This is a genomic window from Streptomyces sp. NPDC054863 (genome assembly GCF_053610825.1).
In genome coordinates this window covers 1-20,985 of sequence record NZ_JBSGZD010000042.1, presented here as the reverse complement: position 1 = coordinate 20,985, position 20,985 = coordinate 1, and the positions used below count along the sequence as shown (strand labels likewise).

Here is a 20,985-nt window from a genome sequence, read left to right as displayed (position 1 = left end):
GATGGGTCGGGCTGGTACGGGTGGTCAGCCTCCGATGGGTCGGGCTGGTACGGGTGGTCAGCCTCCGATGGGTCGGGCTGGTACGGGTGGTCAGCCTCCGATGGGTCGGGCTGGTACGGGTGGTCAGCCTCCGATGGGTCGGGCTGGCACTGCCGGTCAGCCCCCGATGGGACGCTCCGGTTCGAGTGGTCAGCCTCCGATGGGTCGGGCTGGCACTGCCGGTCAGCCCCCCATGGGCCGCACCGGCGGCCGTACGGACGGAATCATGGGCGGCAATCCGCAACGCACCGCTCCCGGTTCGTCCGGCTCCCGCATTCCGCGCGGCACGGTTGTCGGCAGCGAGTCCGGCGCCTCGGGTCGCGGGTCCACCGGTCGTATCCCCACCGGCGGAGCTGTCGGAGCGAACCCTGTTTCCGGTACGCCCGCCCGCCCGACCGGCCGCCCCACCTCCAGCACCAACGGTGTGGTGGGCACTCCCCGAACCGGAACGGCACCCTCCGGCCGCCCCGGTACCGGCGGCTTCACCCAGGGCGGAGCCGGACTCGTACGAGGCCCGGCAAGCCAGCGCAACGCGAACGAGCGCGAGGAACGGGACGGTTCGCAGCGCCCCGACTACCTGACCGAGGACGAAGAGACCTGGACGGCCGGCCGCCGCAACGCCGTCCCTCCGGTGATCGACTGAGTACGGCCGAGCACGACCTCGTACGACCAAGCACAGCGAAAGGCCCGGAAGCCAGGATGACGGCAGGAACCAGCCAGACCCGAAGGCAGCGGCAGCGCATGCACTGCGTGTTGGCCGCAGCAGTGGCGTGGAGCATCGGCGCCGCTGTCGCGGCACCTGCCGCAGTCGCCGCCGACGCTTCGCCGGACCAGTGGTATCTGGGTCCGATGAAGGCGGAGGAGATGTGGAAGGTCTCCACCGGCGAGGGCATCAAGGTCGCTGTCATCGACTCCGGTGTCCATGCGTCCACGCCCTCGCTGAAGGGGCAGGTCCTGCCGGGCAAGCGCTTCACCATGGAAGGCTCGGACACCCAGACCGACGACACCAACGGCCAAGGGACCACCACGGCCGAGTTGATCGCGGGTACGGGCAAGGGCGGTGGGATCCGGGGTCTGGCGCCGGGAGCGAAGATCATCCCGTTCAAGGTTCGCTCGTACAAGCACGATGAGCGTCACGAGATCAACGAGGATTCCCTGTATCGGGCGGTGAAAGCCGCAGCGGACAGTGACGCGAAGATCATCAATATCTCGGTGGGTAGCCAGTGGCCCATTGGTATAAGCAAGTTCGGTGAAGCCAACGTCTTCGAGTACGCGGCTCGCAAGGGCAAGTTGCTGTTCGCCGGTACGGGCGACAATGCCGAGAAGGGGAACAAGCCTCAGCATCCAGCGGCCAGCGCTGACGTCGTCGGTGTGGCCTCTACCGGCCGCGACGGAAAGGTGACGGACTTCTCCCAGCATGGGGAGGACGTTGATCTCGCGGCTCCCGGAGCTGAGATTCCCCGTTGGTGCGATGCAAAATTTCAGCGGTACTGCTCCGGGGGTGGGTTCGTCGCTTCCACAGCAATCGCTTCCGCCTCTGCCGCCTTGATCTGGTCCAAGCACCCGGATTGGACGCCCAACCAAGTCCTCCGCGTCCTGTACGACACGGCGAGCCGGAACTGGGTGACGGGCAAGCGCGACGCCTACAGGGGACATGGCCTCGTTCGACCGCGGGACCACCTCCTCGAAGGCAAGGGCAGTCCCGGCAACCCGGACGTAGAACTCAGCGTGCACGGGGTGGATCCCAACCCCCCTGCCCCCGACGCCCCCACCACACCCCCGGCCAAGCCCGCCAAACCCACCGGGACCCCCGCCCTCGCCGCCTCCTCCAAGGACACCCCCGACTCCGGCCCCTCCCCCCTCCTCATCGGCGGAATCGCCGCAGCCGCACTAGTCCTCGCCGCCGGTGCCTTCGCCCTGATCCGCAGGCGCCGCGCGGCCCACTGAACCGCACCACCCGACGGCCGGGGAATCCCCGGCTCCGTCAACTCGTACCCACCACACGGATCCGAAGGGAAGCCACTCGCATGGTTGCCAGGCAAGCCAATGACGAAGTAACTCTCAAGAAGACGCAGGAGACGCTCACCAGGAACTTCGGTGGTGTCAAGCAGACCCTGCACAGCCTGAACGGCGCCCTCGACGACCTCGAAGGCAAGTGGGTCGGCATCGGCGCCGGCGCCTTCAACAAGAAGCAGACCGAGATCAACAACCGGATCGTGGCGATAGGCAAGCTCCTCCTGAAGTTCCAGGAGGGCATCGAGGCGGCCCGGACCATCAAGGACAACAACGAGGACGAGATCCTCCAGTCGATCAACGGCGTCGACGTCGTGGACGGCTACAGCGGCGACGCCCGGGCCGAGGCCAGGACCTCGAACCTCAACAAGTTCTGAGGCGCTCCCGCCCCTGCTTCACCTCCATTCCCTTCACACCACTCCGGAGTACTCCATGCCCGCCCCGCAAGACGGTTCGATGATCGTCACCTACGCCTCTCTCGACCTGGCCGCAGAGCATGTCAGGGCGCAGTCGGGCAAGTTGGAAGCGCAGCTCAAGGAAATCCAGACGATGGTCGCCAGCCACTCCACCCTCTGGGAGGGTGAGGCGCAGACGGCCTACAAGGCTCGTCAGGACGACTGGAACAACCAGGCCGCCGCGATCCACGACGCACTGAAGAAGATCTCCCAGCAGATCAGCGAAGCAGTCGGCAAGTACAAGTCCGCCGACCTGAAGGCCGCAGGCAACTTCTAGGACTCTGCAGCCGCACAGCACGTACGACCGGGGTGGACACGCGCGGGAGGTGTCCACCCCGAGTCATGCTCCCGAAAGCGGATAGCCACCTCGGGAATCTCGCCGGTCACACGGTGCACCCCAGTTCCTTCTTGAGCGCGAGGGTGTACGCCTTGCCGAACGCGAGGATGTCCTTGCGGCGTTGGACGGTGTTCTCGGCGCCGGAGGAAAATTCGAGGACCGGGCGTACGCGGGTGGATTTCGGTCCGTTGCACCGGGTGTCGATGATGATCGTCCGGTCGCCCAGCACGGTGAGGTCGAAGGGGAGGCCCTTGACCACTTCGAGGTTCTTCACCCGCTTCGACTCGACCGGATCCTTGGTGGGGTCGAGGATCTTCTCGCCGCGGGAGAGCTGCACGTAGACGGTGTCCTCGCCGTCGACGCGCAGTTCGCAGTAGACCGGCTTGTTGCTCTGGGCGAAGTCGGTGTCCCGATACTCGTGCTCCACGTTCCCCCGGCGCTCCTCCTCCAGCTTCTCTCCGTCGGGGAGCATCGGTGCCATGACGTCGGAACCCATCGGTACGTGGCAGAACCGCGCCGGGATGCTGTAGTCGCGCCCCCCGGAGGAGCACGCTGTGGCGGCTGCAAGCACCGCGCAGGACGTGAGGAGCGCCAACAGCCGGGCCGTGCGGCGCCGGTGCGGGGGAGTGCTCATCGCTCTCCTCCCGCGCGGTCCGCGCCTGAGTTCCCGTCGTTCGCGGAGGCGCCGATCACCCGGTAGGTGCCCTGGGGGGAGGAGAATTCCTCCTGGCCCTTCGCCCACTCGCCGTTCTCCTTGCGCCAGAGATCTGCCAGCTGCCCCAGCTGTTGAGAGCGCTTCTGAGAGTTCTCCTGTCGCTCCTCCGTGGATTCCGCGCCGATCCGGTCGCCCTCCTGCTGCGCCCAGTACGCCGTGACCACGTCGACCCCGCGCTGCGCCATGTCACCGCCGAAGACGTTGGCCGCACCGCCGACCGCGTGGTAGGCCCACCGTTGCTTCCACGAGACGTCCCGCAGGTCCTCGTCCTGCTCGGCGTTGATCGTCAGCTTCCGTGCTTCCTCCAGGAAGCCGACCGTCGCACCCGCGCTGCGGAGGCTCTCGCCGGGGTGTTCCTTGTTGTTGTGGATCTCGGCAGCCATCGCGTTGTTCATCTGCTCGTTGAGCACCCCGTAGGACTCCTGGTTACGGGACACCTGCTTCGTCACCTCCAGGAGATCTCCCCGATCGAGCGGGGAGTTGTACTCCAGCGGCGCACTCATCGCCCGATGCACCGTGTCCCCGTGATTCCCCATCGCCCACGCCATGTCCTTGCGCAGCTCCGGCGGGAAGTCGTTGCCCGTACCCGCGAGGATGCCCATGGAGCGCGTGAAGGCCGCATCCTGCTCTGTCGTGTGCGGTACGGGATTCACGCCCTGCGTCTCCGGGTCGCTGACCCCCGACACCGCCGCGAACATCGCCGCCCCCGTCGCCTCCAGCGCCCTGTTCGGGCCGTCCTTCAGCGGGGAGTCGTCAAAAGCCTTGCGTTCCTTCAGCACCCATTCCGCGTTGTCCTGCGGATCCTTGCTGTTGAAGAACTCGGTTGCCGCGTCCGGGCTGTTGGAGAGCGCAGTCATGAATCCCGTCATGGGGTCGCGGCCGAATTCCTCGTCCCCCATGAAGTTCATCTTCGGCATCGGCGGACCGCCCGTGCCGCCGCTCCAGTAGTTCCCCGGGAGCCTCATCTTCTTCTCGGTCTCGACGAGGGACTTCCCGTAACTGTTCAGGAACTTGTCGTCGTAGTCACCGGCCCGCATCAGGTTGCTCATCAGCTGGAAGCCCCACACCTGGCTGCCCCGGGTCTTGATCTGCTCGTTGCCGAGGCCCACCATCTCCCGTTCCCAGTTCTGCATCGCCGGGCTGTCGGAGCGGGTCGCGCCGGCGAGGGTCGTGCTCAGGTTCTGCTGGAAGTCGCCGAGCTGGTTGAGCCGGGACCGCTGGAGGTTGCCGCCGTCGGAGCCGTCCGCGATGTCCGCCCAGAAGTCGAGGGTGCCCCGGGGGCCCAGAATCGTGGCGAACCGTTCCTGGAAGAGCGGGTCGTCGCGGAAACTGCGCAGCGTCGAATTGACCCGGTCGAACTCCTCGCCCGACAGGTCGTCGCCCTTCTTCTTGATCAGGGCGGCCACCTCGTCCGCCTTCTTCAGCGCCTCGGCGCCGGTGTCGCGGTCCTTGTACGAGGTGCCGGAGAATCCGTACTCCGCCTGGTCCACCAGGGCACGCAGCACCTGGGCCGCACTCGCGTCGCTCTCCGTCGCCCGGTTCAGGATGCGCTGCACGTCGTCCCGCAGGTGGTCGACGTCCTGCTGGGAGTGGTCCGCGACCTTGGTGCCCTTGGCGGCGCGGTCCGGGTGGATGTTCATGGAGACGGTGAAGCCGCCGCCGCCCGTGCCGCGCACCGTGAGGTTCTTCGCGGCGCTCCGCCGGATGAGCTCCTTGAGCTCGTCCCGGTAGCCCACCAGTTCGTCGTGCGTATCGCGCAGGATGCTGTGTATGGACGTCGCCTGGGTATGGGCGTCCGTGAACTCGCCCGCCGTCTTGGTGATGAACTTCCGTGAGACGGTGGCGTTCACCCCGGCCCAGTTCGCCGTCGTCGCCTTGGCCGACATGTCGTCCCGCGCCTGCTGTTCGAGCGTCTGGAGGGCCGAGACGACCTTCGCCCAGTCGCCTATGTTCTTGCTCAGCGCGGCGAAGTTGCCGCCGTACAGTGCCTCGAAGTCCATCAGCCCTTCTTCCCCTCGCCCTTGTCTCCCTCACGCTTGCCGCCGTCGGCGAATCCCTCGTCCAGAACCGCGATGCCGCTGACAGCCTCCAGCACCTGCCGTTCGGCGCCCCGGTTCACCTTCTCGGTGAAGTTCATGTGGTTGGAGATGTGCGCACAGGCGTCGAGCAACGTCTTGAGCTGCTTCTCCCACCGCTCTTGTACGTGATTCAGCCCGCCACCCAGCGCGAAGCCCTGCGTGGTCAGGTCCCGGGCCGCGCCCTGGCTGCTGGACCAGGCGTCCCGCCCGCGGTTTCCCAGTCCTTCGAACAGCTTGTACGCGCTGGCGCCGACCTCGGCGAGGTCGGCGTTCTTGGCTGCCAGGTCACCCTGCGCGCCCCCGCCCCCGCCTGTGCCCCCACGACCCGCCTCCGGGTCCGCGTTGAGCTGCATCCCGACCGGTGGCTGTGCTGCCGCCTCGGACTTCAGCTGCTGCCACTCGTCCCACGCCATGCGCCTGCTCCGCTCGCCCAGTTCCCTCTTTGAGCCTGACCCTGCCCAAGATAGTCCGTTGATCAACAGTGTTCTGGGGCAGGCTTCGGCGTCGTGGTCGCAGTAGCGAACAGGAGTCGCCGCAAGTCGGGATGCGTGGGACAAGTGCGCACCAATGCCCTTGAAGTGGCTACTGGTCTGCGATTTCTCTGCTCGGCAAGGGGGTTGGCTGCGCGTCCTGCCTGGACAGGGTGGTTCCTCTGTAACAGAGGGGACTCGCATGCCCTGCGATAGCAACCAGTAGGAGCAGAGCAAACGGGCAGCTCGGCGAGCGGGGGCAACGCGAGGTCCGCGGAGGCTGGCGGTTGTACGCGCAGTACGGCCGGGTCCGTCACCCACTCGCCTCTCCGCGCGCGGCATTGGGGTACCGGATCCGGGCAAGGTGCCGGCGAGGCGCGGGCATGGGCCCGGAGGCGCTGGCCGAGATCTCGGGCGCCATGAGCCGTGCGGGCGACGACGGGGAGATCCGCCCCAGGGCGTTCCCGATCGCCGCCGTGGCCATCGGCGCGGCAGCCTGGTGCGCCAAGGGCGCCGTGGCCAGCATCCCCACGTCTGTGCTGAGCGACGTCGCCGACGGAAAGTTCTCCGGCAAGGGGACGTACGTCAAGAATGCGATCATTGGCTGCCTTGGCGGCGAGATCGGCGGCGTCGTCTGGAAGTTCCTGCCGGGCTGGGTCAAGAACAAGGCCGTCTCGATGGTGGCGGCCTTCATCATCAAGTACATCCGCTGACAACGGCACTTGGGGCGCTGCTTCCATGGCGTACGTCTTCGTCTTCTGCTGCTTCGTCGTGCTGGCGGCGGTCACCGCGCTGGCGGCCCGCACCGGATACCGCGGACAGGTCTGCGACCGGACGGTCGGGTACGAAGTGCCGGACGAGGTGAAGCGCGACCCCGCGCTGCGGCAGCGGGCCAACGGCCTCGTCGCGCACTGGTGCACCGGGGCGGCGATCCTCAGCCTGGCGCCGCTGGTGCCGGTGGGGCGGGTCCTGCTGAGCGACGGCAGCCGAGGGATCGGCACGGTGGGGCTGGCAGTCGTCGCGGGGTACGCGTTCGTCGTCATCGTCGTCGCCGGCTACCCGTTCGAGAAGATCAAGTACTTGGCGCGCTGAGTCCGCACCCCTGCTCCTGGCCGGACACGGGCAGGCCGAGCTCACGCGGCGGGCCGACGCCCTGGAAGCGGGTTGACCGAACCGGCTCGTCAGGGCTTGAGCCACAGGCGGATCGAGGCCACGGTCCCTACGCGCGTCACCGCGCGGCATGCTCAGAGGCTTGCCCATGCACGCGTCACACCCGCCGATCGCGTGCGAGCCTCCGCCCGGACGCGTCTGACGAACAACCGTCCCACCTGCTCCTGCCAGTGCGTTCATTCAACCCAACTTGCAAGGAAGGACCGAACTCGGGTCACGGAGCAGGAAGACGCCTCGAAGCACAGCGAAGAACTTGAAGACAGCGAAGAGGCCGGAGCATCCACGGACACTACGACGCCCCCTTGAGATGCCTCCAGCCGCACCTGCTTGTACCCCGGATATCCCCAACCGCGAACCGTGAGGTTTCGCATGCCCGTGAACACGAGTGAGAACTCCATCGCGTTGTGGCCCTCGTCGCTTTTGAACCGGGGAATGAGATCGGATCTGCTCTCGCCGTCCTGAACACCGAATCCGAGAACCACCGTGCTCTGCCGCTCATCAATCTGGACGTAGGAGAGATCGCAGTCGCTGAGCACAGCCGAGTCGGCCAGGATGGACCAAGGAGATCCTGACACCGACGTCACCTCGTCAGCGCTCATGGAAGATCCTCACGTGAGGCTCCGGAACGGTGGCGTAGAGCCGGCTGTCAGTCCCGCCCTTGAAGAGATGGGGACCGCTGTCCGTGCCGTCAGGACGTCGACGGAACCCGCTCAAGTGGCGTGCCAGCACGTCAGAGAAGCTGCTGAACTCCAAGAAGATACCGTTCTCCGGCGTCTCGGCAACCACCTTGATCCTGTGCTTGGCATCCGGTGGGGAAACGGACAGCCGGGCTGTGACGGGCGGGTCCCAATCACTGAGCGAGAGGTCCTCCACGCCCAGGAACACCAGGTGGCACTGGACCGCATCGACTCCGGCCTCCGCCCATTCCTGCGGCAGCGGCAGGGGAGCGTCAGGAAGATCCAGACGCAGAGTGAGGTCCGGTCCGCGCCAGTTGAGCTGGACCGAGCGCACTCGTACGCGATCCAGGACAGGTAGCTCGGCGCCGTACAGCGGAGCCAGATACTCCATGTTCCGCACAGGGAGGCCAGCGGTCATCACGGTGTCCTCCTCATTTCAGGCAGTCTGGTGTTCAAGACGCTTTCGGCCGGAGCGCGCAGTCCTCTACGGAGAACTCGGCAACCACTGAGTGGGACTCGCCGCGAGCCGGTCGTAGTGGGCGGCGCGGTCCGGCAGACGTAGATCGGTCAGTACCCTTGCCCACGGGGTGAGATGGACCGCTCGCGCTCCGCAACCTCACGGAGCAGGGGCGAGACGTCCACGGGGTATCCAATTCTCAGCTGAGTGAATCTGCAGGAGATTCTCGTGATTGGAGTCTTCTGTACCCCTCATGGGTATGGAAGGGTTTCCAGTCGCTGAAGAATCTTGCTGAGATCTTGAAATGCTGCGATGCAGAAATCTTGATCGGTGTGGATGATGCGAGACTTTACCTCTTGGAAGTCAGGTGAGTTCACTCCACCGGATTCCTCGAAAATTCGTGATGGGAACAGTACCCAGTTTCTTCGTGAGGTATCCAGTGTCCATTCCACTTGTGTCGGTGTTTCTTCGACGACTTGTCGGAGTGTTTCTTCCAAATCAGGTGGTGGTGAGGCGTAGCGGAGTCCCAGGTTGGACATCTGCTGATATCCCATGGAGTGTAGGTCTCCGCCGCATCTGAACCATTCGAGTTTTCCAAACCTGCTGAGAACTCTTCCCGCGTATTCGCTGCGTTCAGTCATCTCTGGTCAGTCATTCGCATGAGTCCTTCACGATCTTTTTCGGAGATCTCTATTCTGGGTCGCCCGACTTCTGGATCACCAAAGTGGGCCGTCGTAGGAACCGTTACCTGTGATCAGCTTCTTTCCGGGGTTCAGGAGTCTGATAACTCGCTCGTAATCTCCGTATGGGACGGGAGCATCTCTCAACGCAGGGTCGTAGACGTACTTACCGTCCGTGTAGACCTCGTGGTAACGGTATGGTTCTTCGACGCCGCCACGTTCGGGAATGGTGAGGTCCGAGCCATCCCGTGCCGTGAAGTTGACTACTTTCCCGCCCTCCGTTTCTCTGAGTATGTAGGCCGCGATCTCGGAGCAATCGATGTTTCCGCCCCGCGGTGCTCGGAGCATCACATCGGAGGCGACAGGGTCCGGTGGATGGTTCGGGTTGGGCTCCCGGAAATCGTATTTATCACGATACTGATCGGGTGCTAGACCTGAGGAGTCCGACTGACGGAGCGGGTTGCCGACATAGCCGACAGGGTTGGGCGACGGGGCCAGCCCCAGAGGGTCTGGCGACAGGTAGCGGGCGGTCTCCGGATCGTAGTGACGGTGGAAGTTGTAATGCAGCCCCGTCTCCGGGTCGAAGTACTGCCCTGGGAAGCGCAGGGGTGTGTACGTGGTGCTGGTGGTCGGCCACGTGGTGGTTCCCCACAGCGCGCTCCGGGCCCGCCAGGCTATGTCGCCCTGCTCGTCGATCAGTTCGCGCGGCGTGCCCACCAGATCCGTGACGATGCTGAAGAAGCGTTCGTCGATCTCGGTCTGGGTGGTGTCGTCGGCGGTGATGCGCTCGGTCTGGGTGAGGGGGTGGAGGCCCTTGTGGTCCCAGGTGAGGGTCAGGCGGTTCGAGAGGGTGGTGGACGTCGTGGTCTGTTCGCAGAGGGTGGTGCCGTCCCAGGTGAAGTCCGTTTGCTCCAGGACGTCACCGTCAGGAGCGAGACGCTGCTTGGCTGTACGGCGGCCGAGCGGGTCGTAGAGGTAGCGCCAGTGGGTGCCGTCCGGTGTGGTGACGGCAGAGAGGCGGTTCTCGACGTCCCAGGTGTAGTGCCAGGTGTCCGGCTTGCGGGAGAGACGGCGCTTCTGGCGGAGGGTGGTGCGGCCGAGGGCGTCGTGTTCGTAGCGGACGGTGCCGGCGCGGGTGAGGGTGGTGCCGGTGTAGTCACGGGTACCGGTCGACTCCTGACCGGGGTGGGAGGCGGACCAGGCGGCCGCACTTTGGTTCCCGGCCGCGTCGTACGCGTAGCTCTCATGCCAGAAGGGTGCGGTAACGGTGGTGACCCGGCCGACACGGTCGAGCGTGTACGTAGCGGGGCCGGAGAGCTGGTCGTCGGTGCGGGTCAGCTTCCCGTCGGCCCTGTAGGCGTAGGCGCGACGCTGGATGCTGCGGCCCGCACCCGTCACCTGCTGCTCTGTGGGACGGCCGAGCGCGTCGTAGGCGGTGGTGAGCGTGACCGTCTCGCCTGTATGACGGGCCAGTTCGTGGCCGACTGCGTCGTACTCGAAGGCGAGAGTGCGTCCTGATGCGGTGAGTGTGGTGCGACGGCCTGTCGAGTCGTACGCCCATGAGCTGACCGAACCGGAAGGAGTGCGCCGGGATGTGCGACGACCCAACTGGTCGTGGCCGTAACTGAGCGTGCGACCGTTCACCGTCTCGGATTTGAGGTGCCCATACCGGTCACGAAGGAAGGAGACCGTGGCGTCCGGGCCCGACACCTCGGCAAGTTGGTCGAAGAGGTCGTACGTGTAGGTGGTGAGCGAGCCGTCCACGGTCTTGGAGATCGCGCGGCCCAGAACGTCACGGTCGATGCGGACCGTTTGGCCCAAGCCGTCGGTACGCGAGACGAGCTGGCCTGTCGCGTCGTACGCGTAGTGCAGCAGGCGACCGTCGAAGTCCGACTCCGTGGTGAGACGGCCCGCCGTGTCGTAGGAGTAGTCCCAGGTCAGTCCCTGCGGATTGCGGACACGAGTCAGTCGCAGGTCCAAGTCGTGCTCGAACTCGTACCGCACATCGTCCGGGCCGGTGCGGGCAGACATGAGGTCGAAGTGGGTGTACTCGTAGCGGGAGGTGGCGCCAAGTGGGTTCGTATGGCTGGTGCAGTTTCCCTCGCCGTCGTAGGTCCACATCTGGGTGGAGCCGTCTGGGTCCGTACGTTTGGACATTTGACCCTCGACGGTCCACTCCAGGCGGGTTGTCGCGCCGAGCGCGTCTGTGATCGCGACAGGACGGCCGAAGAGGTCCCGCTCGTAACGGGTGACCGCCCCCAGCGGGTCGGTGATCTCGACGGGCAGCCCGGCAGCGTCCGATTGGAGGCGGGTGGTGTTCCCCAGAGGATCGGTGGCCGACAGAGGGCGACCCGCCGCGTCGTAGGTGTAGCGGAAGGTCGTACCGGAGGGAGTGGTGAAGAGCGTGCGATTGCCTCGCTCGTCGTACTCCTGGCGGATCGTCAAACGGTCTGGTCCCGTCACCCGTACCGGCAGTCCGAGTGCGTTGTGCACGGCGGTGGCCTCGCGGCCGTCCGGGCGAATCACTCGCGTGACGGCGCCTGTCTCGTCGTCGTGCTCGAAGCGGGTCACGCCTCCCAGCGCATCGGTCCGGGACAGCAGCCTGTGGCGCCGGTCGCGTGCGTAGCGGGTGACCGCGCCCAGCGGGTCGATCTCGGCGACGATCTGGGACGCGTCGTTGACCAGGTAGCGGTGGACGGCGCCCGAGCCGGTGGTGGCCGTGGTGACGCGCAGACCCGTTTCCGGGTCGATGTCGTCGTACGTGACGCGCAGCGCGACGTGGCCCTCGGTGCCGCCCTCGGAGATGCAGCGGTCCTGGTCGTCGTACGCGTAGTCGTAGCGTCTGTCGTTGGTGTCCGTCCAGGAGGTGACACGGGCGCGCTCGTCGTACGTGAAGACGAGGGGGAGGCCGGAGGAATTGGTGACCGAGGTGAGGTGGCCGTCGGTGTAGCCGTACCGGACGATCTCCTGGTCCGAGCCGTCGGCAGCCGCGCCGGCCAGGTGCAGGGCGGTGATGCGGCCCTGGTCGGTGGTCAGTTGCAGGTGGCGGCCCGCGCTGTCGACGATGGCGGTCGGGACGGACTCCTCCGTGTACTCGAAGGTGATCCAATTGCCGTTGCGGTCGTCGATCTGGGTGAGGAGGGCGAGGTGGGGACCGGTGGTGGTGAAGTGCTGGACCCGGCCGGTGTCCGGGTCGGTGACCGTGTAGTTTCCGGCGGCGTCCGTGTCCAGGGGGCGGGCCGGGCCGTGGGTGGGGAGGACCGGTACGCCGGGGGCCGGGTGTGGGTAGGGCAGGAGGAGGCCGTCCTCGCAGACGAGGACGACGCCCTCGGAGTCGATCTCCAGGCGCTGGTCGGCGGTTGACGACCAGGAGGGCCCGAACCAGCGGCCCGACCGGTAGTCGGAGGCCACTCGGCGGGTGAAGGCCAGCGGGAGGGTCCCGGGCAGCGTGAGGTCCCACTGGGGGAGGTACATCACGCCGGTGGCGAGGTCGATCGGGTCCGTGGGGTCGTCCTTGAGCGGAGCCTTGGGACGGGTCGGCCCGTTCGGGTCGGCTTCCAGCGGCTCGCGTGCGGTGCCCGGCCGGCCGAGACCGTCCGGGCCGGCCCCGCCCATGTCCTGCGCCACCTTGCGCGCCGTATTCGCCCCCTTCAGCCCCATCCCCGCGCCCTTGGTCCCGATCAGCTCCGGCACCAGCGTGCCCAGGAACTCGCTCGGGTCGGCCTTCGCGGTGTCCCACATGCCCTTGAGGGCGCGGTCCGGGTGGGCCGCGGTGGTGGCCAGGCCGGCCAGGGTCATGTTGGTGGCCCTGTAGTACTCGGCGGGGTGGGAGAGGTTGTACGGGTCGGTCGGGTTGACGCTGCGGACGAAGTTCGTCAGGCCGATGACGCCCTTGGTGATGCCGCCCGCGAAGTGTGTCGCCTCGACGTTCATCCCCATGAACGCGTCGGTGCCGTCCAGCTTCAGCCGGTCCGTGCCCGTCGGTTCCTTCGGGGCGTGGGCGAGGGCCGTGGTGACCGCTTTCTTCGCCGTCTCGGCGGCGCTGTCGCGCTGGCTGCGGGCGGAGTCGAGGATCTCCTGCGCGCGGGTGGTCATGGCGGTGCCCGGGTCGACGAAAGGGGCCGGGCGGGGCGGCGGGTTGGGGTCGTTGCGGGCCGCGTCGTAGGCGTCGGCCTTCTTGGTGAAAGCGGCGAGAGCCGTCCGGGACGCCTCCTGGCCCTGCTTGTGGAGGATGATCGCCTCCCGCGCCTGCCCCTGCGCCCAGGTGATCGTGGTGACGTACGACTCCAGGGCCTTCGCCGCGTCCCCGCAGGCGTCCGCCGCGTGCAGCCAGTCGGTGGGCAGGGGCGCGAACTTCTGCCGGAACGTATCGGCGGCCACGCCCTTCCAGTGGCTGGAGTCCAACTGCTTCATGCCCGCGCCGACCCGGCCGAACGCGGCCCCGAAGTCCCGCAGGTTCTTCGCCGTCGCCCGGACCTCGGCCGGTTTGCCGTGGATCAGCTCGGTGGGGTCCTCGGTCTGGCCCAGTTGCTGCTCGCGGATCTCGGCGCCCAGGTCGGAGGCGACGCCGTCGCCCCAGTCCCTGACGACGTCGCCCACCGCCCCCTGGCCGATGTGGTCCAGGCCGTCACCGGCCTTGTCCGTCGCCCAGTCGACGCCCTCACCGAGCTTCTCCTTGCCCCACTCGACGCCTTCGCGGGCCTTGTCGTAGGCACCTCCGACGACCTTGTCGAACGCGTCCCCGAAGTCCGGCATCAGCGACTGCCCCCACCCTGTCCGGCAGCGCCCGGCTGCTCCGGTTCGTCACCGCGCTGCCGGGCGACCCCGGCCTCGGTCGGTTCGAAAACGTCGCGGGCCTTCTCCTGTGCCTGGTCCCGCTGCCCCTCGTCGATCAGCCCGGTCCTTTCCATCCAGTCCGCGTTGGTGGCGGTCACGTCGTAACCGGTGTTCTGCCAGGTCTCCCGCACCTCGGTGTTCGCCTTGAGGAAGGACTCCGGGCTCCAGTCGGCGCCGCTGAACTGGTTCTGGCTGCTGATCTCGTCCCAGCTCTTCGCCTTGACCTGCTCCTCGGTCAGGTGCGGATTGCCGTTCATGCCGTTCACGGCGAACTTGAAGGTGTCCTTGACGTACTGCTCCTGCTCGCGGAAGGAGCCCGCCGACAGTCCGACGCCGAGCGCGAAGTCATTGCCGCGCATCATCAGCGTCCGTACGCCCCACTCCCAGCGGTCGCAGAAGGTCTTGAACTCCGCCGCCAGTCCGGCATGCCCCAACTGCAACCCTGACAGGGTGAGTTCGGAGAAGCCCCGGCCCATGGTCGCCTCGCCGACCATGCCCTGTTCCTTCAGCTCGGCGAGCGCCGCGTTGATCCCGGACGCGATCAACGCGAGTGCGGGCTGCGCCGCATCCAGATCCGGCTGTTCCCCGCTCATCGAGCACCTCCGAGATCCACCGCGACTTCTTCCGGTACGACACCGGTCACCGGCGGGAACAGCGCCCCGTCCTCGCTGCCCGCGTCCAGCGCCACCCCGGCGGGCACCCCCAGCGCGGGCACCATCACGTCCAGCAGCCGCGCGCCGTAGACCGTCCGGTACGTCCACTCCCGCCCGGCGTCCCCCTGCGCGTACGCGAACCGGGCGAGCGCCGCCTCGTCGGAGAAGGCGCAGATCCACCGCACCCCGCCCCACTCGGCGGTCCACAGGCTCTCGTACGCGTCCAGCGGAACCAGCACCGCCGTCCGCCGGAACTCGCCCAGCAGGGAGGCGAATTCCCGCTTCGCAGCGGTGACGGAGGCACTGTCGGACCCGGTTGCCCGGGCTTCCCTCACCCGTCCACCAGCCCCGTCTGCACCAACGGCTTCCCCCGCCTCCGCGAGACGAAGATCCCCCGCCCCGTCGGCATCGGCCGCGGGCGTACGCCCGGCAGCACGTCGCCCTCGTGGGGGTCGCCGGACAGGACGACGCCCTGGGCGCCGAGTTCCTGCATGCGCTGCATGAAGGGTTCGTACGCGGCGCGGCTCGCGCCCGCCGTGTTGCGGGCGATGACGAAGCGGACGCCGACGTCCCTGGCGAAGGGGAGGAGTTCGGCGAGCCGGCCGAGCGGGTTGCCGCTCGACGTGGCGACCAGGTCCCAGTCGTCGACGAACACGTACACGTTCGGGCCCTGCCACCAGCTGCGGTCGCGCAACTGCTGCGCCGTGACGTCCGCGGACGGGGTGCGCCGCTTCATCAGGCCCTCCAGCGCGTCGACGTGGTGCTCCATGTTGTTGGACATGGGCACGTACTCGGCGAGGTGGGCGGGCGGGGTCACGTCGAGCAGGCCGCGCCGGTTGTCGATGACGAAGAACTGGCACGCGGACGGGTCGTAGCGCTCCGTCAGCTGCTTGATCATCGCCCGCAGCAGGTTGGTCTTGCCCGTCTCGCTCTCGCCGAAGACCAGGAAGAACGGGTCCTGCTCGAAGTCGACGAAGACCGGCTCCAGACGGTTCTCGTCGATGCCGAAGGCGATGCCGCGCTCGGGGTGCGCGTTGCCGTGCGGCAGGGCGGAGAGCGGGAGCTCACGCGGCAGGAGGCGTACGGCGGGGGCGCCGGGCGCCGTCCAGTGCCGGGACACCTCGCGGTTCATCGCGGCCGACGCGTCGGAGAGCTCGCTGTCGGAGTTGATGCCGTCGATGCGCGGCACCGCCGCCATGAAGTGCAGCTTCTCCGGGGCGATGCCGCGCCCCGGCACGCCGGGCGGCACGTTCACGGCCACCTTGCGGTCGATCTCGGAGTCCATCACGTCGCCGAGCCGCAGCTCCAGGCGGTTCATCAGGAGGTCCTTGAGGTTGGCACGCACCTCCATCGAGCGGGACGCGGTGAGGACCAGGTGGATGCCGTAGCCGAGACCGCGCGCCGCGATCTCCAGGACGAGCTGCTCCAGCCCCTCGTACTCCGTACGGAAGTTGCCCCAGCCGTCCAGGATCAGGAAGACGTCGCCCCAGGGCTGGTCGGCCACCGATATCTCGCCGCGCTCGCGCATCCTGCGGTACGTGGCGATGGAGTCGATCCCGGAGGAGCGGAAGTACTCCTCGCGGCGCGCCATGATCCCGTACACCTCGGAGACCGTACGGCGCACCTTCTCCGGGTCGAGCCGGGAGGCCACCCCGCCGACGTGCGGCAGTCCGGCGACCGCCGAGAGGCCGCCGCCGCCGAAGTCGAGACCGTAGAACTGGACCTCGTGCGGGGTGTGGGTGAGGGCGAACGCCGTGACGAGGGTCCGCAGGAGGGTCGATTTGCCGGACTGGGGGCCGCCGACGATCTGCATGTGGCCCGCAGCTCCGGAGAAGTCCCGGTAGAGGGTGTCCCGGCGCTGCTCGAAGGGCTTGTCCAGTACGCCCAGGGGTACGACGAGACGGCCCGCGCCCTCGTATCCGGGCTGGGTGAGCCCGCGCCCCGGCACTCCCGCGAGGCCCGGCAGCAGTTCGTCCAGGGTCGGCGGGTTGTCCAGCGGCGGCAGCCACACCCGGTGCGCCTCCGCGCCGCGCCCTTCGAGGCGCCGCACGATCACGTCCAGGACGGTGTCGGCGAGCGCGTCGTCCTGGGCGGGAGCACCCTCGCCCGTGCGGGGACCCGCGGCCGGCGCCAGATAGCGCACCGGCACCGGGGCCGCGGTGAACAGCGCGGGCGCGCGGTCCACCCGGAGGGTTCCGCCCGCGGCGGGCCGCTCGGCGCCGGTCCGGTAGACCCCCGACACGTAGGCGGCCTTGAAGCGGACCATCTCGTCCGTGCCGAACTTCAGATAGCCCGAACCGGGGACGTTGGGGAGCTGGTAGGCGTCCGGGACGCCGATGGCCGCCCGCGACTCGGCGGCGGAGAAGGTGCGCAGGCCGACCCGGTAGGAGAGGTACGTCTCCAGACCGCGCAGCCGGCCCTCCTCCAGGCGCTGCGAGGCGAGCAGCAGGTGGACGCCCAGGGAGCGGCCGATGCGGCCGATCTGGACGAACATCTCGATGAAGTCCGGCATCGCGGTGAGCAGCTCGCTGAACTCGTCGATGACCAGGACGAGCGAGGGGATCGGCTGGAGCGGGGCGCCCGCGGCGCGCGCCTTCTCGTAGTCGTGGATGTTGGCGTAGTTGCCCGCGTCGCGCAGCATCTCCTGCCGGCGGTTGAGCTCGCCGCGGATCGAGTCGCCCATCCGGTCGACCAGCGTCAGGTCGTCGGCCAGGTTGGTGATCACCGCTGCGACGTGCGGCATCTGCGACATTCCGGCGAAGGTCGCACCGCCCTTGAAGTCCGCGAGGACGAAGTTGAGGGTCTCGGAGGAGTGCGTCACGGCGAGACCGAGCACGAGCGTGCGCAGCAGCTCCGACTTTCCGGAACCCGTCGCTCCGACACACAGACCGTGCGGGCCCATGCCCTCCTGCGCCGCCTCCTTGAGGTCGAGCATCACGGGCGTGCCGTCCTCGCCGACACCGATCGGCACCCGCAGCCGCTCCGCCTGCGAGCGTGGCCGCCAGGTGCGTGCGACGTCCACGCCCGCCGCGTCGCCGAGGCCCAGCAGGTCCGTGAACTCCAGATTGGCCAGCAGCGGTTCGTCGTCGTCCCCGCCGGACGCCATCCGCAGCGGGGCCAACTGCCGGGCCAGTGCCTCGGCGGCCTCGCGGCTCAGACCGTCGGGCGCACCGTCGTACACCATGCCGTGCCCGGACTCCAGACGCAGCGCGTCCGGCCGTACGACGACGGAAAGACCGCCCCGTGCCCCGGTCATCTCGCCCGGCACGACCTCGACGACGGTGACGCCCTGCAGCCCCTCGGGGGAGGCCAGCCGCGACATCGGCGGGACGGACAGACCGTCGATCACCACGACGACGTGCGGCTCCTCAAGGAGCGGCTGCCCGCCCGGTTGGAACCTGGGCCGCCCGTCGAGCCGCCCTGCCAGGAGGTCCTCCAGCTCCAGGACACCGGTGGCGACCAGGCGGCGGCTGCCCGCCCCGTCCCCGTCGCCCGGGACCTGTGCGTGCGGCAGCCACTTCGCCCACTCCCACTCGGGAGCGCGGAGCCGGTCCGTGGCGACGGCGATCACCAGGTCCTCGGGGGAGTGCAGCGCGGCGAGCGAACCCACGACGGCGCGCGCGGTGGACCGTACGCCCTCCGCCTCGCCGCTCACCGTCAGGTGGTAGAACGCCCGCAGCGAGACCGCCATCGGCAGCCCGTCCAGCGTGCTGTGCACGTTCAGGAACTGCTGCATCGCCCCGGCGGTGAGCGGTTCCAGCTCGTCGACGGGGGCGGTCTCCGGCGCGATCAGGGGAGTGGCGAGCTGCTGGCTGCCGAGACCGACCCGCACCTGCCCGAAGTCCGGATCGGCAGGCCGCCGCTCCCAGACCCGGCTGCCCTCGGCGACCAGCGCCCACAGCTGCTCGGGGGAGGGGTGCAGGTAGTACTGCGCGTCCCGCTGGAGCCGGGCGGTCTCCAGGACCGTACGCCGGGTCCTGGTGAGGTACTTCAGGTAGTCGCGCCGTAGGTCGGCGAGTTCCCCCTGGGTGCCGCGGCGGTACCGCACCAGCATCGCGACCGCCATGCCGACGGTCGCCGCGACCATCACCATGCCCATGATCTTCATGATCGGATTCGGGGTCATGAAGAAGAACACCACCGATCCGCCCATGCCCAGCATGGGGAGGATCTGCATCAGCGCGCCCTCCTGCTGACCGCGCGGCAATTCCGGCGGCGGTTGCAAATGCACCTGCTCGCCCGGTATTTCGGATGGCAGCGCACGAGGCGGGCGCTTGACGACTATCTGGCTCACAACTCCCCAATTCCCCTACCGGACCGGAGTCGTTCCTCCTGGCAGCTCATGACGGACGACTCTGCCCGCGGGGATCCTAACTTGCGCACCGGGGGCCGGGTCGGCGGTAGGGTGGCGCCCGGCGAGTACGCACCCGCGAACAGCGGGAGCAAACAGCGCGGTTGAGGACAACTGGGAATTCGTCGGTCGATCCTCCACCGTGGGCGGTCATTTCGGACACCTGGTGTGCAACTGGGTGCAACCGGTGCGCAGGTGGCGTGCGCTTGGGCGTGTGCTTGAGTGTGCGGCTGGTGTGCGCCCGCGTGTGCGGTCGGCGTGCGCCCGGATGTGCGGCCGATGTGCACTCCGGCCTGTGGTGGGTGTGCGCTCCGGTGCGCGGTCGCCGCGAAGCCGGTGTGCGGCCTGCCTCCGGCGTACCGCCTGTACGACGCGCACGGGCCGGTCCATCCCGACCACATCGTGAAAACCTGCGACGGGAGCAGAAGTTGAGTACGACGGTCTCAGCGCCGACGGCCACAGGCGGCCACCCGGGTGGAGCGAACGGCCGGTCGGCCCCCGCGATCACCACCACCGCCACGAGCGGAACCGGCTTCTGCCGCGTCACGGTCGTCGCCCCCGACGGCCGCATCGACGTGGCCCTCCCCGACGACCTCCCCGTCGCCGACCTCCACCCCGAGATACTCCGGCTGTCCGGCCAGAGCCCCGCCGCGAGCGCCCCCGTCGGCTACCACCTGGTCCGCCGGGACGGCACCGTCCTGGACGGCGCCCGCACCCTGGCCGCGCAGCGCATCCTCGACGGAGAGCTCCTCTCGCTGCGCCCCTTCTCGGAGTCCCTCCCGCCGGCCGTCTTCGACGACGTGTCCGACGCCGTGGCCACCGCCGTCGCCCGCGACCGCACCCTGTGGAACGACCGCCTCACGCGTGGCGCGGGCCTCTCCGGCGGCGCCGTACTCCTCGTACTCCTGGCCTTCGTCCTGTGGAACGCCGACCCCCGCCACGACATGCACGGCCTGCCCGGCATCCTGGCCGGTGTCACCGGCACCCTCCTGCTGGCGCTGGCCTGCGTACGCGCCCGGGTGTACGACGACCGCGCCTCGGCCGTCGCCCTGGGCACCGGCGCGCTCGTGCACGCGGCCGTCGCCGGAGCCGGGCTGCTGCCGCTCGCCGCGGGTCAGGGCATCGGCCGGCTCCAGTTCCTGCTCGCCTGCGCCGCGGTGCTGATCGCCGCCGTCGTCCTGGTGATCGTCTCGCCGCACGGCGACGGGCCCTTCGTCGCGTTCGCCGTCGCCTCCGCGCTCGGCCTCCTCGCCACCTTCACGGCGATCCTGACCGACCTCAAGCCCGTCGAGACGGCCGCCATGCTGCCGCCGTTCGCGGTCGGCGCGCTCGCCTTCCTGCCGGGCCTCTCCACCCGGTTCGCCCGCCTGCCCATCGGCTTCGAACCGCCGCGCACCACCGTCGGCGACTACAGCACCGGCGCCGAACCGGCCCCGCAGGGCCCCGTCGACGCCGACCGCATCGCCGCCCAGGCACGCCGCGGCCACGAACTCCTGGTCGGCCTGGTGGGCGGCTTCTCGCTCACCACCGCGGGCGCCGCCGCCGTACTCGGCTTCTCGGGGGAGACCTGGGCGCAGGCGCTCGCCTTCGCCACCGGCCTCGCCATGCTGATGCGCGCCCACCTCTTCCGCTACACGGCCCAGGTCGGCTGCGCGCTGGCCGCGGGCCTCGCCGCCCTGGTCCTGCTCGGCCTCGGCCTGTGCCTGAACCCGCCGCAGACCCTGATCCTCGAAGCCCTCGGGGGCGACACCACGGGCCTCGACATCCGTACGATCTGGCTCACCGCGGCGATCGCGGCGACGGCCGCGCTGATCACGGCGACGGGCCTGATCGTCTCGGGCAAGGGAGTCACCCCGTTCTGGGGCCGCTTCCTGGAAATCGCCGAAACCTGCGTCCTGCTCACACTGCTGCCCCTCTGCCTCGCGGTCTTCGACGTCTACCACTCGATCCGCGCGCTGACTTCTTGAGGAGAGGGGTCCGGGGGGGGGGGGGGAGCCCCGCGGCCCCCCCCCGCCCGGCCCCCCCCGGCGCCCCCCCCCCCCCCCGCGCCCCGC

General features: G+C 68.6%; 17 protein-coding genes. 7 read left to right on the top strand and 10 right to left on the bottom strand.

Going from position 1 to position 20,985, the window contains the following annotated elements; all coding sequences use genetic code 11:
- Positions 1–232: 232 nt before the first annotated feature.
- From ACWGIG_RS11335 to ACWGIG_RS11320, 4 genes are all read left to right on the top strand, one after another.
- Positions 233–682 (top strand): hypothetical protein, encoded by a 450-nt coding sequence (locus ACWGIG_RS11335; protein ID WP_453321305.1) that lies wholly within the window; start codon positions 233–235, stop codon positions 680–682.
- A 56-nt stretch (positions 683–738) separates the two neighbouring features.
- Positions 739–1,986, top strand: coding sequence for a S8 family serine peptidase (locus ACWGIG_RS11330; protein WP_453321304.1), 1,248 nt, complete (start codon positions 739–741; stop codon positions 1,984–1,986).
- An 80-nt stretch (positions 1,987–2,066) separates the two neighbouring features.
- Entirely contained in the window at positions 2,067–2,429 is a 363-nt protein-coding gene (locus ACWGIG_RS11325) for a WXG100 family type VII secretion target (protein WP_453321303.1), read from the top strand.
- A 55-nt stretch (positions 2,430–2,484) separates the two neighbouring features.
- Positions 2,485–2,784, top strand: coding sequence for a WXG100 family type VII secretion target (locus tag ACWGIG_RS11320; RefSeq protein ID WP_453321302.1), 300 nt, complete (start codon positions 2,485–2,487; stop codon positions 2,782–2,784).
- 106 nt (positions 2,785–2,890) lie between these two features.
- Here the strand turns inward: ACWGIG_RS11320 and ACWGIG_RS11315 are convergent, their stop codons facing one another.
- The 3 genes from ACWGIG_RS11315 to ACWGIG_RS11305 are packed head-to-tail and all read right to left on the bottom strand — an operon-like array spanning position 2,891 to position 6,050.
- Positions 2,891–3,478, bottom strand: a complete 588-nt coding sequence (locus tag ACWGIG_RS11315) for a hypothetical protein (protein ID WP_453321301.1) — start codon at positions 3,476–3,478, stop codon at positions 2,891–2,893.
- Positions 3,475–5,559, bottom strand: a complete 2,085-nt coding sequence (locus ACWGIG_RS11310; RefSeq protein WP_453321300.1) for a hypothetical protein — start codon at positions 5,557–5,559, stop codon at positions 3,475–3,477. Before ACWGIG_RS11310 ends, ACWGIG_RS11315 begins: the two co-directional genes overlap by 4 nt.
- A complete protein-coding gene (locus tag ACWGIG_RS11305) occupies positions 5,559–6,050 on the bottom strand; it encodes a hypothetical protein (RefSeq protein ID WP_453321299.1) in 492 nt (163 codons plus the stop codon). Before ACWGIG_RS11305 ends, ACWGIG_RS11310 begins: the two co-directional genes overlap by 1 nt.
- 440 nt (positions 6,051–6,490) lie before the next feature.
- Between ACWGIG_RS11305 and ACWGIG_RS11300 the strand changes: the two genes are divergently transcribed.
- Complete coding sequence (locus ACWGIG_RS11300; protein ID WP_453321298.1) at positions 6,491–6,820, top strand: hypothetical protein; 330 nt, start codon at positions 6,491–6,493, stop codon at positions 6,818–6,820.
- 25 nt (positions 6,821–6,845) lie between these two features.
- Positions 6,846–7,199, top strand: coding sequence for a hypothetical protein (locus ACWGIG_RS11295; protein WP_453321297.1), 354 nt, complete (start codon positions 6,846–6,848; stop codon positions 7,197–7,199).
- A gap of 254 nt (positions 7,200–7,453) precedes the next feature.
- Here the strand turns inward: ACWGIG_RS11295 and ACWGIG_RS11290 are convergent, their stop codons facing one another.
- The 7 genes from ACWGIG_RS11290 to eccCa all read right to left on the bottom strand — a co-directional run bounded on the left by ACWGIG_RS11290 (position 7,454) and on the right by eccCa (position 18,874).
- Entirely contained in the window at positions 7,454–7,876 is a 423-nt protein-coding gene (locus tag ACWGIG_RS11290; RefSeq protein ID WP_453321296.1) for an Imm50 family immunity protein, read from the bottom strand.
- Positions 7,866–8,372, bottom strand: a complete 507-nt coding sequence (locus ACWGIG_RS11285) for an Imm50 family immunity protein (protein WP_453321295.1) — start codon at positions 8,370–8,372, stop codon at positions 7,866–7,868. The genes ACWGIG_RS11290 and ACWGIG_RS11285 overlap by 11 nt, the downstream gene beginning before the upstream one ends.
- Before the next feature lie 290 nt (positions 8,373–8,662).
- Entirely contained in the window at positions 8,663–8,965 is a 303-nt protein-coding gene (locus ACWGIG_RS11280; RefSeq protein WP_453321294.1) for a hypothetical protein, read from the bottom strand.
- Positions 8,966–9,127: 162 nt separating this feature from the next.
- Positions 9,128–13,846: a putative T7SS-secreted protein gene (locus ACWGIG_RS11275; RefSeq protein WP_453321293.1), complete on the bottom strand. Its 4,719-nt coding sequence runs from the start codon at positions 13,844–13,846 to the stop codon at positions 9,128–9,130.
- Positions 13,846–14,520: a hypothetical protein gene (locus ACWGIG_RS11270; RefSeq protein WP_453321292.1), complete on the bottom strand. Its 675-nt coding sequence runs from the start codon at positions 14,518–14,520 to the stop codon at positions 13,846–13,848. Before ACWGIG_RS11270 ends, ACWGIG_RS11275 begins: the two co-directional genes overlap by 1 nt.
- Complete coding sequence (locus ACWGIG_RS11265; RefSeq protein ID WP_453321291.1) at positions 14,517–14,915, bottom strand: SseB family protein; 399 nt, start codon at positions 14,913–14,915, stop codon at positions 14,517–14,519. Before ACWGIG_RS11265 ends, ACWGIG_RS11270 begins: the two co-directional genes overlap by 4 nt.
- Positions 14,912–18,874, bottom strand: a complete 3,963-nt coding sequence (gene eccCa / locus ACWGIG_RS11260) for a type VII secretion protein EccCa (protein WP_453321290.1) — start codon at positions 18,872–18,874, stop codon at positions 14,912–14,914. Before eccCa ends, ACWGIG_RS11265 begins: the two co-directional genes overlap by 4 nt.
- 560 nt (positions 18,875–19,434) lie before the next feature.
- Between eccCa and eccD the strand changes: the two genes are divergently transcribed.
- Entirely contained in the window at positions 19,435–20,898 is a 1,464-nt protein-coding gene (eccD, locus tag ACWGIG_RS11255; RefSeq protein ID WP_453321317.1) for a type VII secretion integral membrane protein EccD, read from the top strand.
- Positions 20,899–20,985: the final 87 nt, after the last annotated feature.

Coding starts and splice junctions, on each gene's coding strand:
- ACWGIG_RS11320 (WP_453321302.1), top strand. CDS start 2,485: ATGCCCGCCCCGCAAGACGGTTCGATGATCGTCACCTACGCCTCTCTC.
- ACWGIG_RS11295 (WP_453321297.1), top strand. CDS start 6,846: ATGGCGTACGTCTTCGTCTTCTGCTGCTTCGTCGTGCTGGCGGCGGTC.
- ACWGIG_RS11275 (WP_453321293.1), bottom strand. CDS start 13,846: ATGCCGGACTTCGGGGACGCGTTCGACAAGGTCGTCGGAGGTGCCTAC.
- ACWGIG_RS11280 (WP_453321294.1), bottom strand. CDS start 8,965: ATGGGATATCAGCAGATGTCCAACCTGGGACTCCGCTACGCCTCACCA.
- ACWGIG_RS11335 (WP_453321305.1), top strand. CDS start 233: ATGGGCCGCACCGGCGGCCGTACGGACGGAATCATGGGCGGCAATCCG.
- ACWGIG_RS11310 (WP_453321300.1), bottom strand. CDS start 5,559: ATGGACTTCGAGGCACTGTACGGCGGCAACTTCGCCGCGCTGAGCAAG.
- ACWGIG_RS11270 (WP_453321292.1), bottom strand. CDS start 14,520: ATGAGCGGGGAACAGCCGGATCTGGATGCGGCGCAGCCCGCACTCGCG.
- ACWGIG_RS11290 (WP_453321296.1), bottom strand. CDS start 7,876: ATGAGCGCTGACGAGGTGACGTCGGTGTCAGGATCTCCTTGGTCCATC.
- ACWGIG_RS11325 (WP_453321303.1), top strand. CDS start 2,067: ATGGTTGCCAGGCAAGCCAATGACGAAGTAACTCTCAAGAAGACGCAG.
- ACWGIG_RS11285 (WP_453321295.1), bottom strand. CDS start 8,372: ATGACCGCTGGCCTCCCTGTGCGGAACATGGAGTATCTGGCTCCGCTG.
- ACWGIG_RS11305 (WP_453321299.1), bottom strand. CDS start 6,050: ATGGCGTGGGACGAGTGGCAGCAGCTGAAGTCCGAGGCGGCAGCACAG.
- ACWGIG_RS11300 (WP_453321298.1), top strand. CDS start 6,491: ATGGGCCCGGAGGCGCTGGCCGAGATCTCGGGCGCCATGAGCCGTGCG.
- ACWGIG_RS11315 (WP_453321301.1), bottom strand. CDS start 3,478: ATGAGCACTCCCCCGCACCGGCGCCGCACGGCCCGGCTGTTGGCGCTC.
- ACWGIG_RS11330 (WP_453321304.1), top strand. CDS start 739: ATGACGGCAGGAACCAGCCAGACCCGAAGGCAGCGGCAGCGCATGCAC.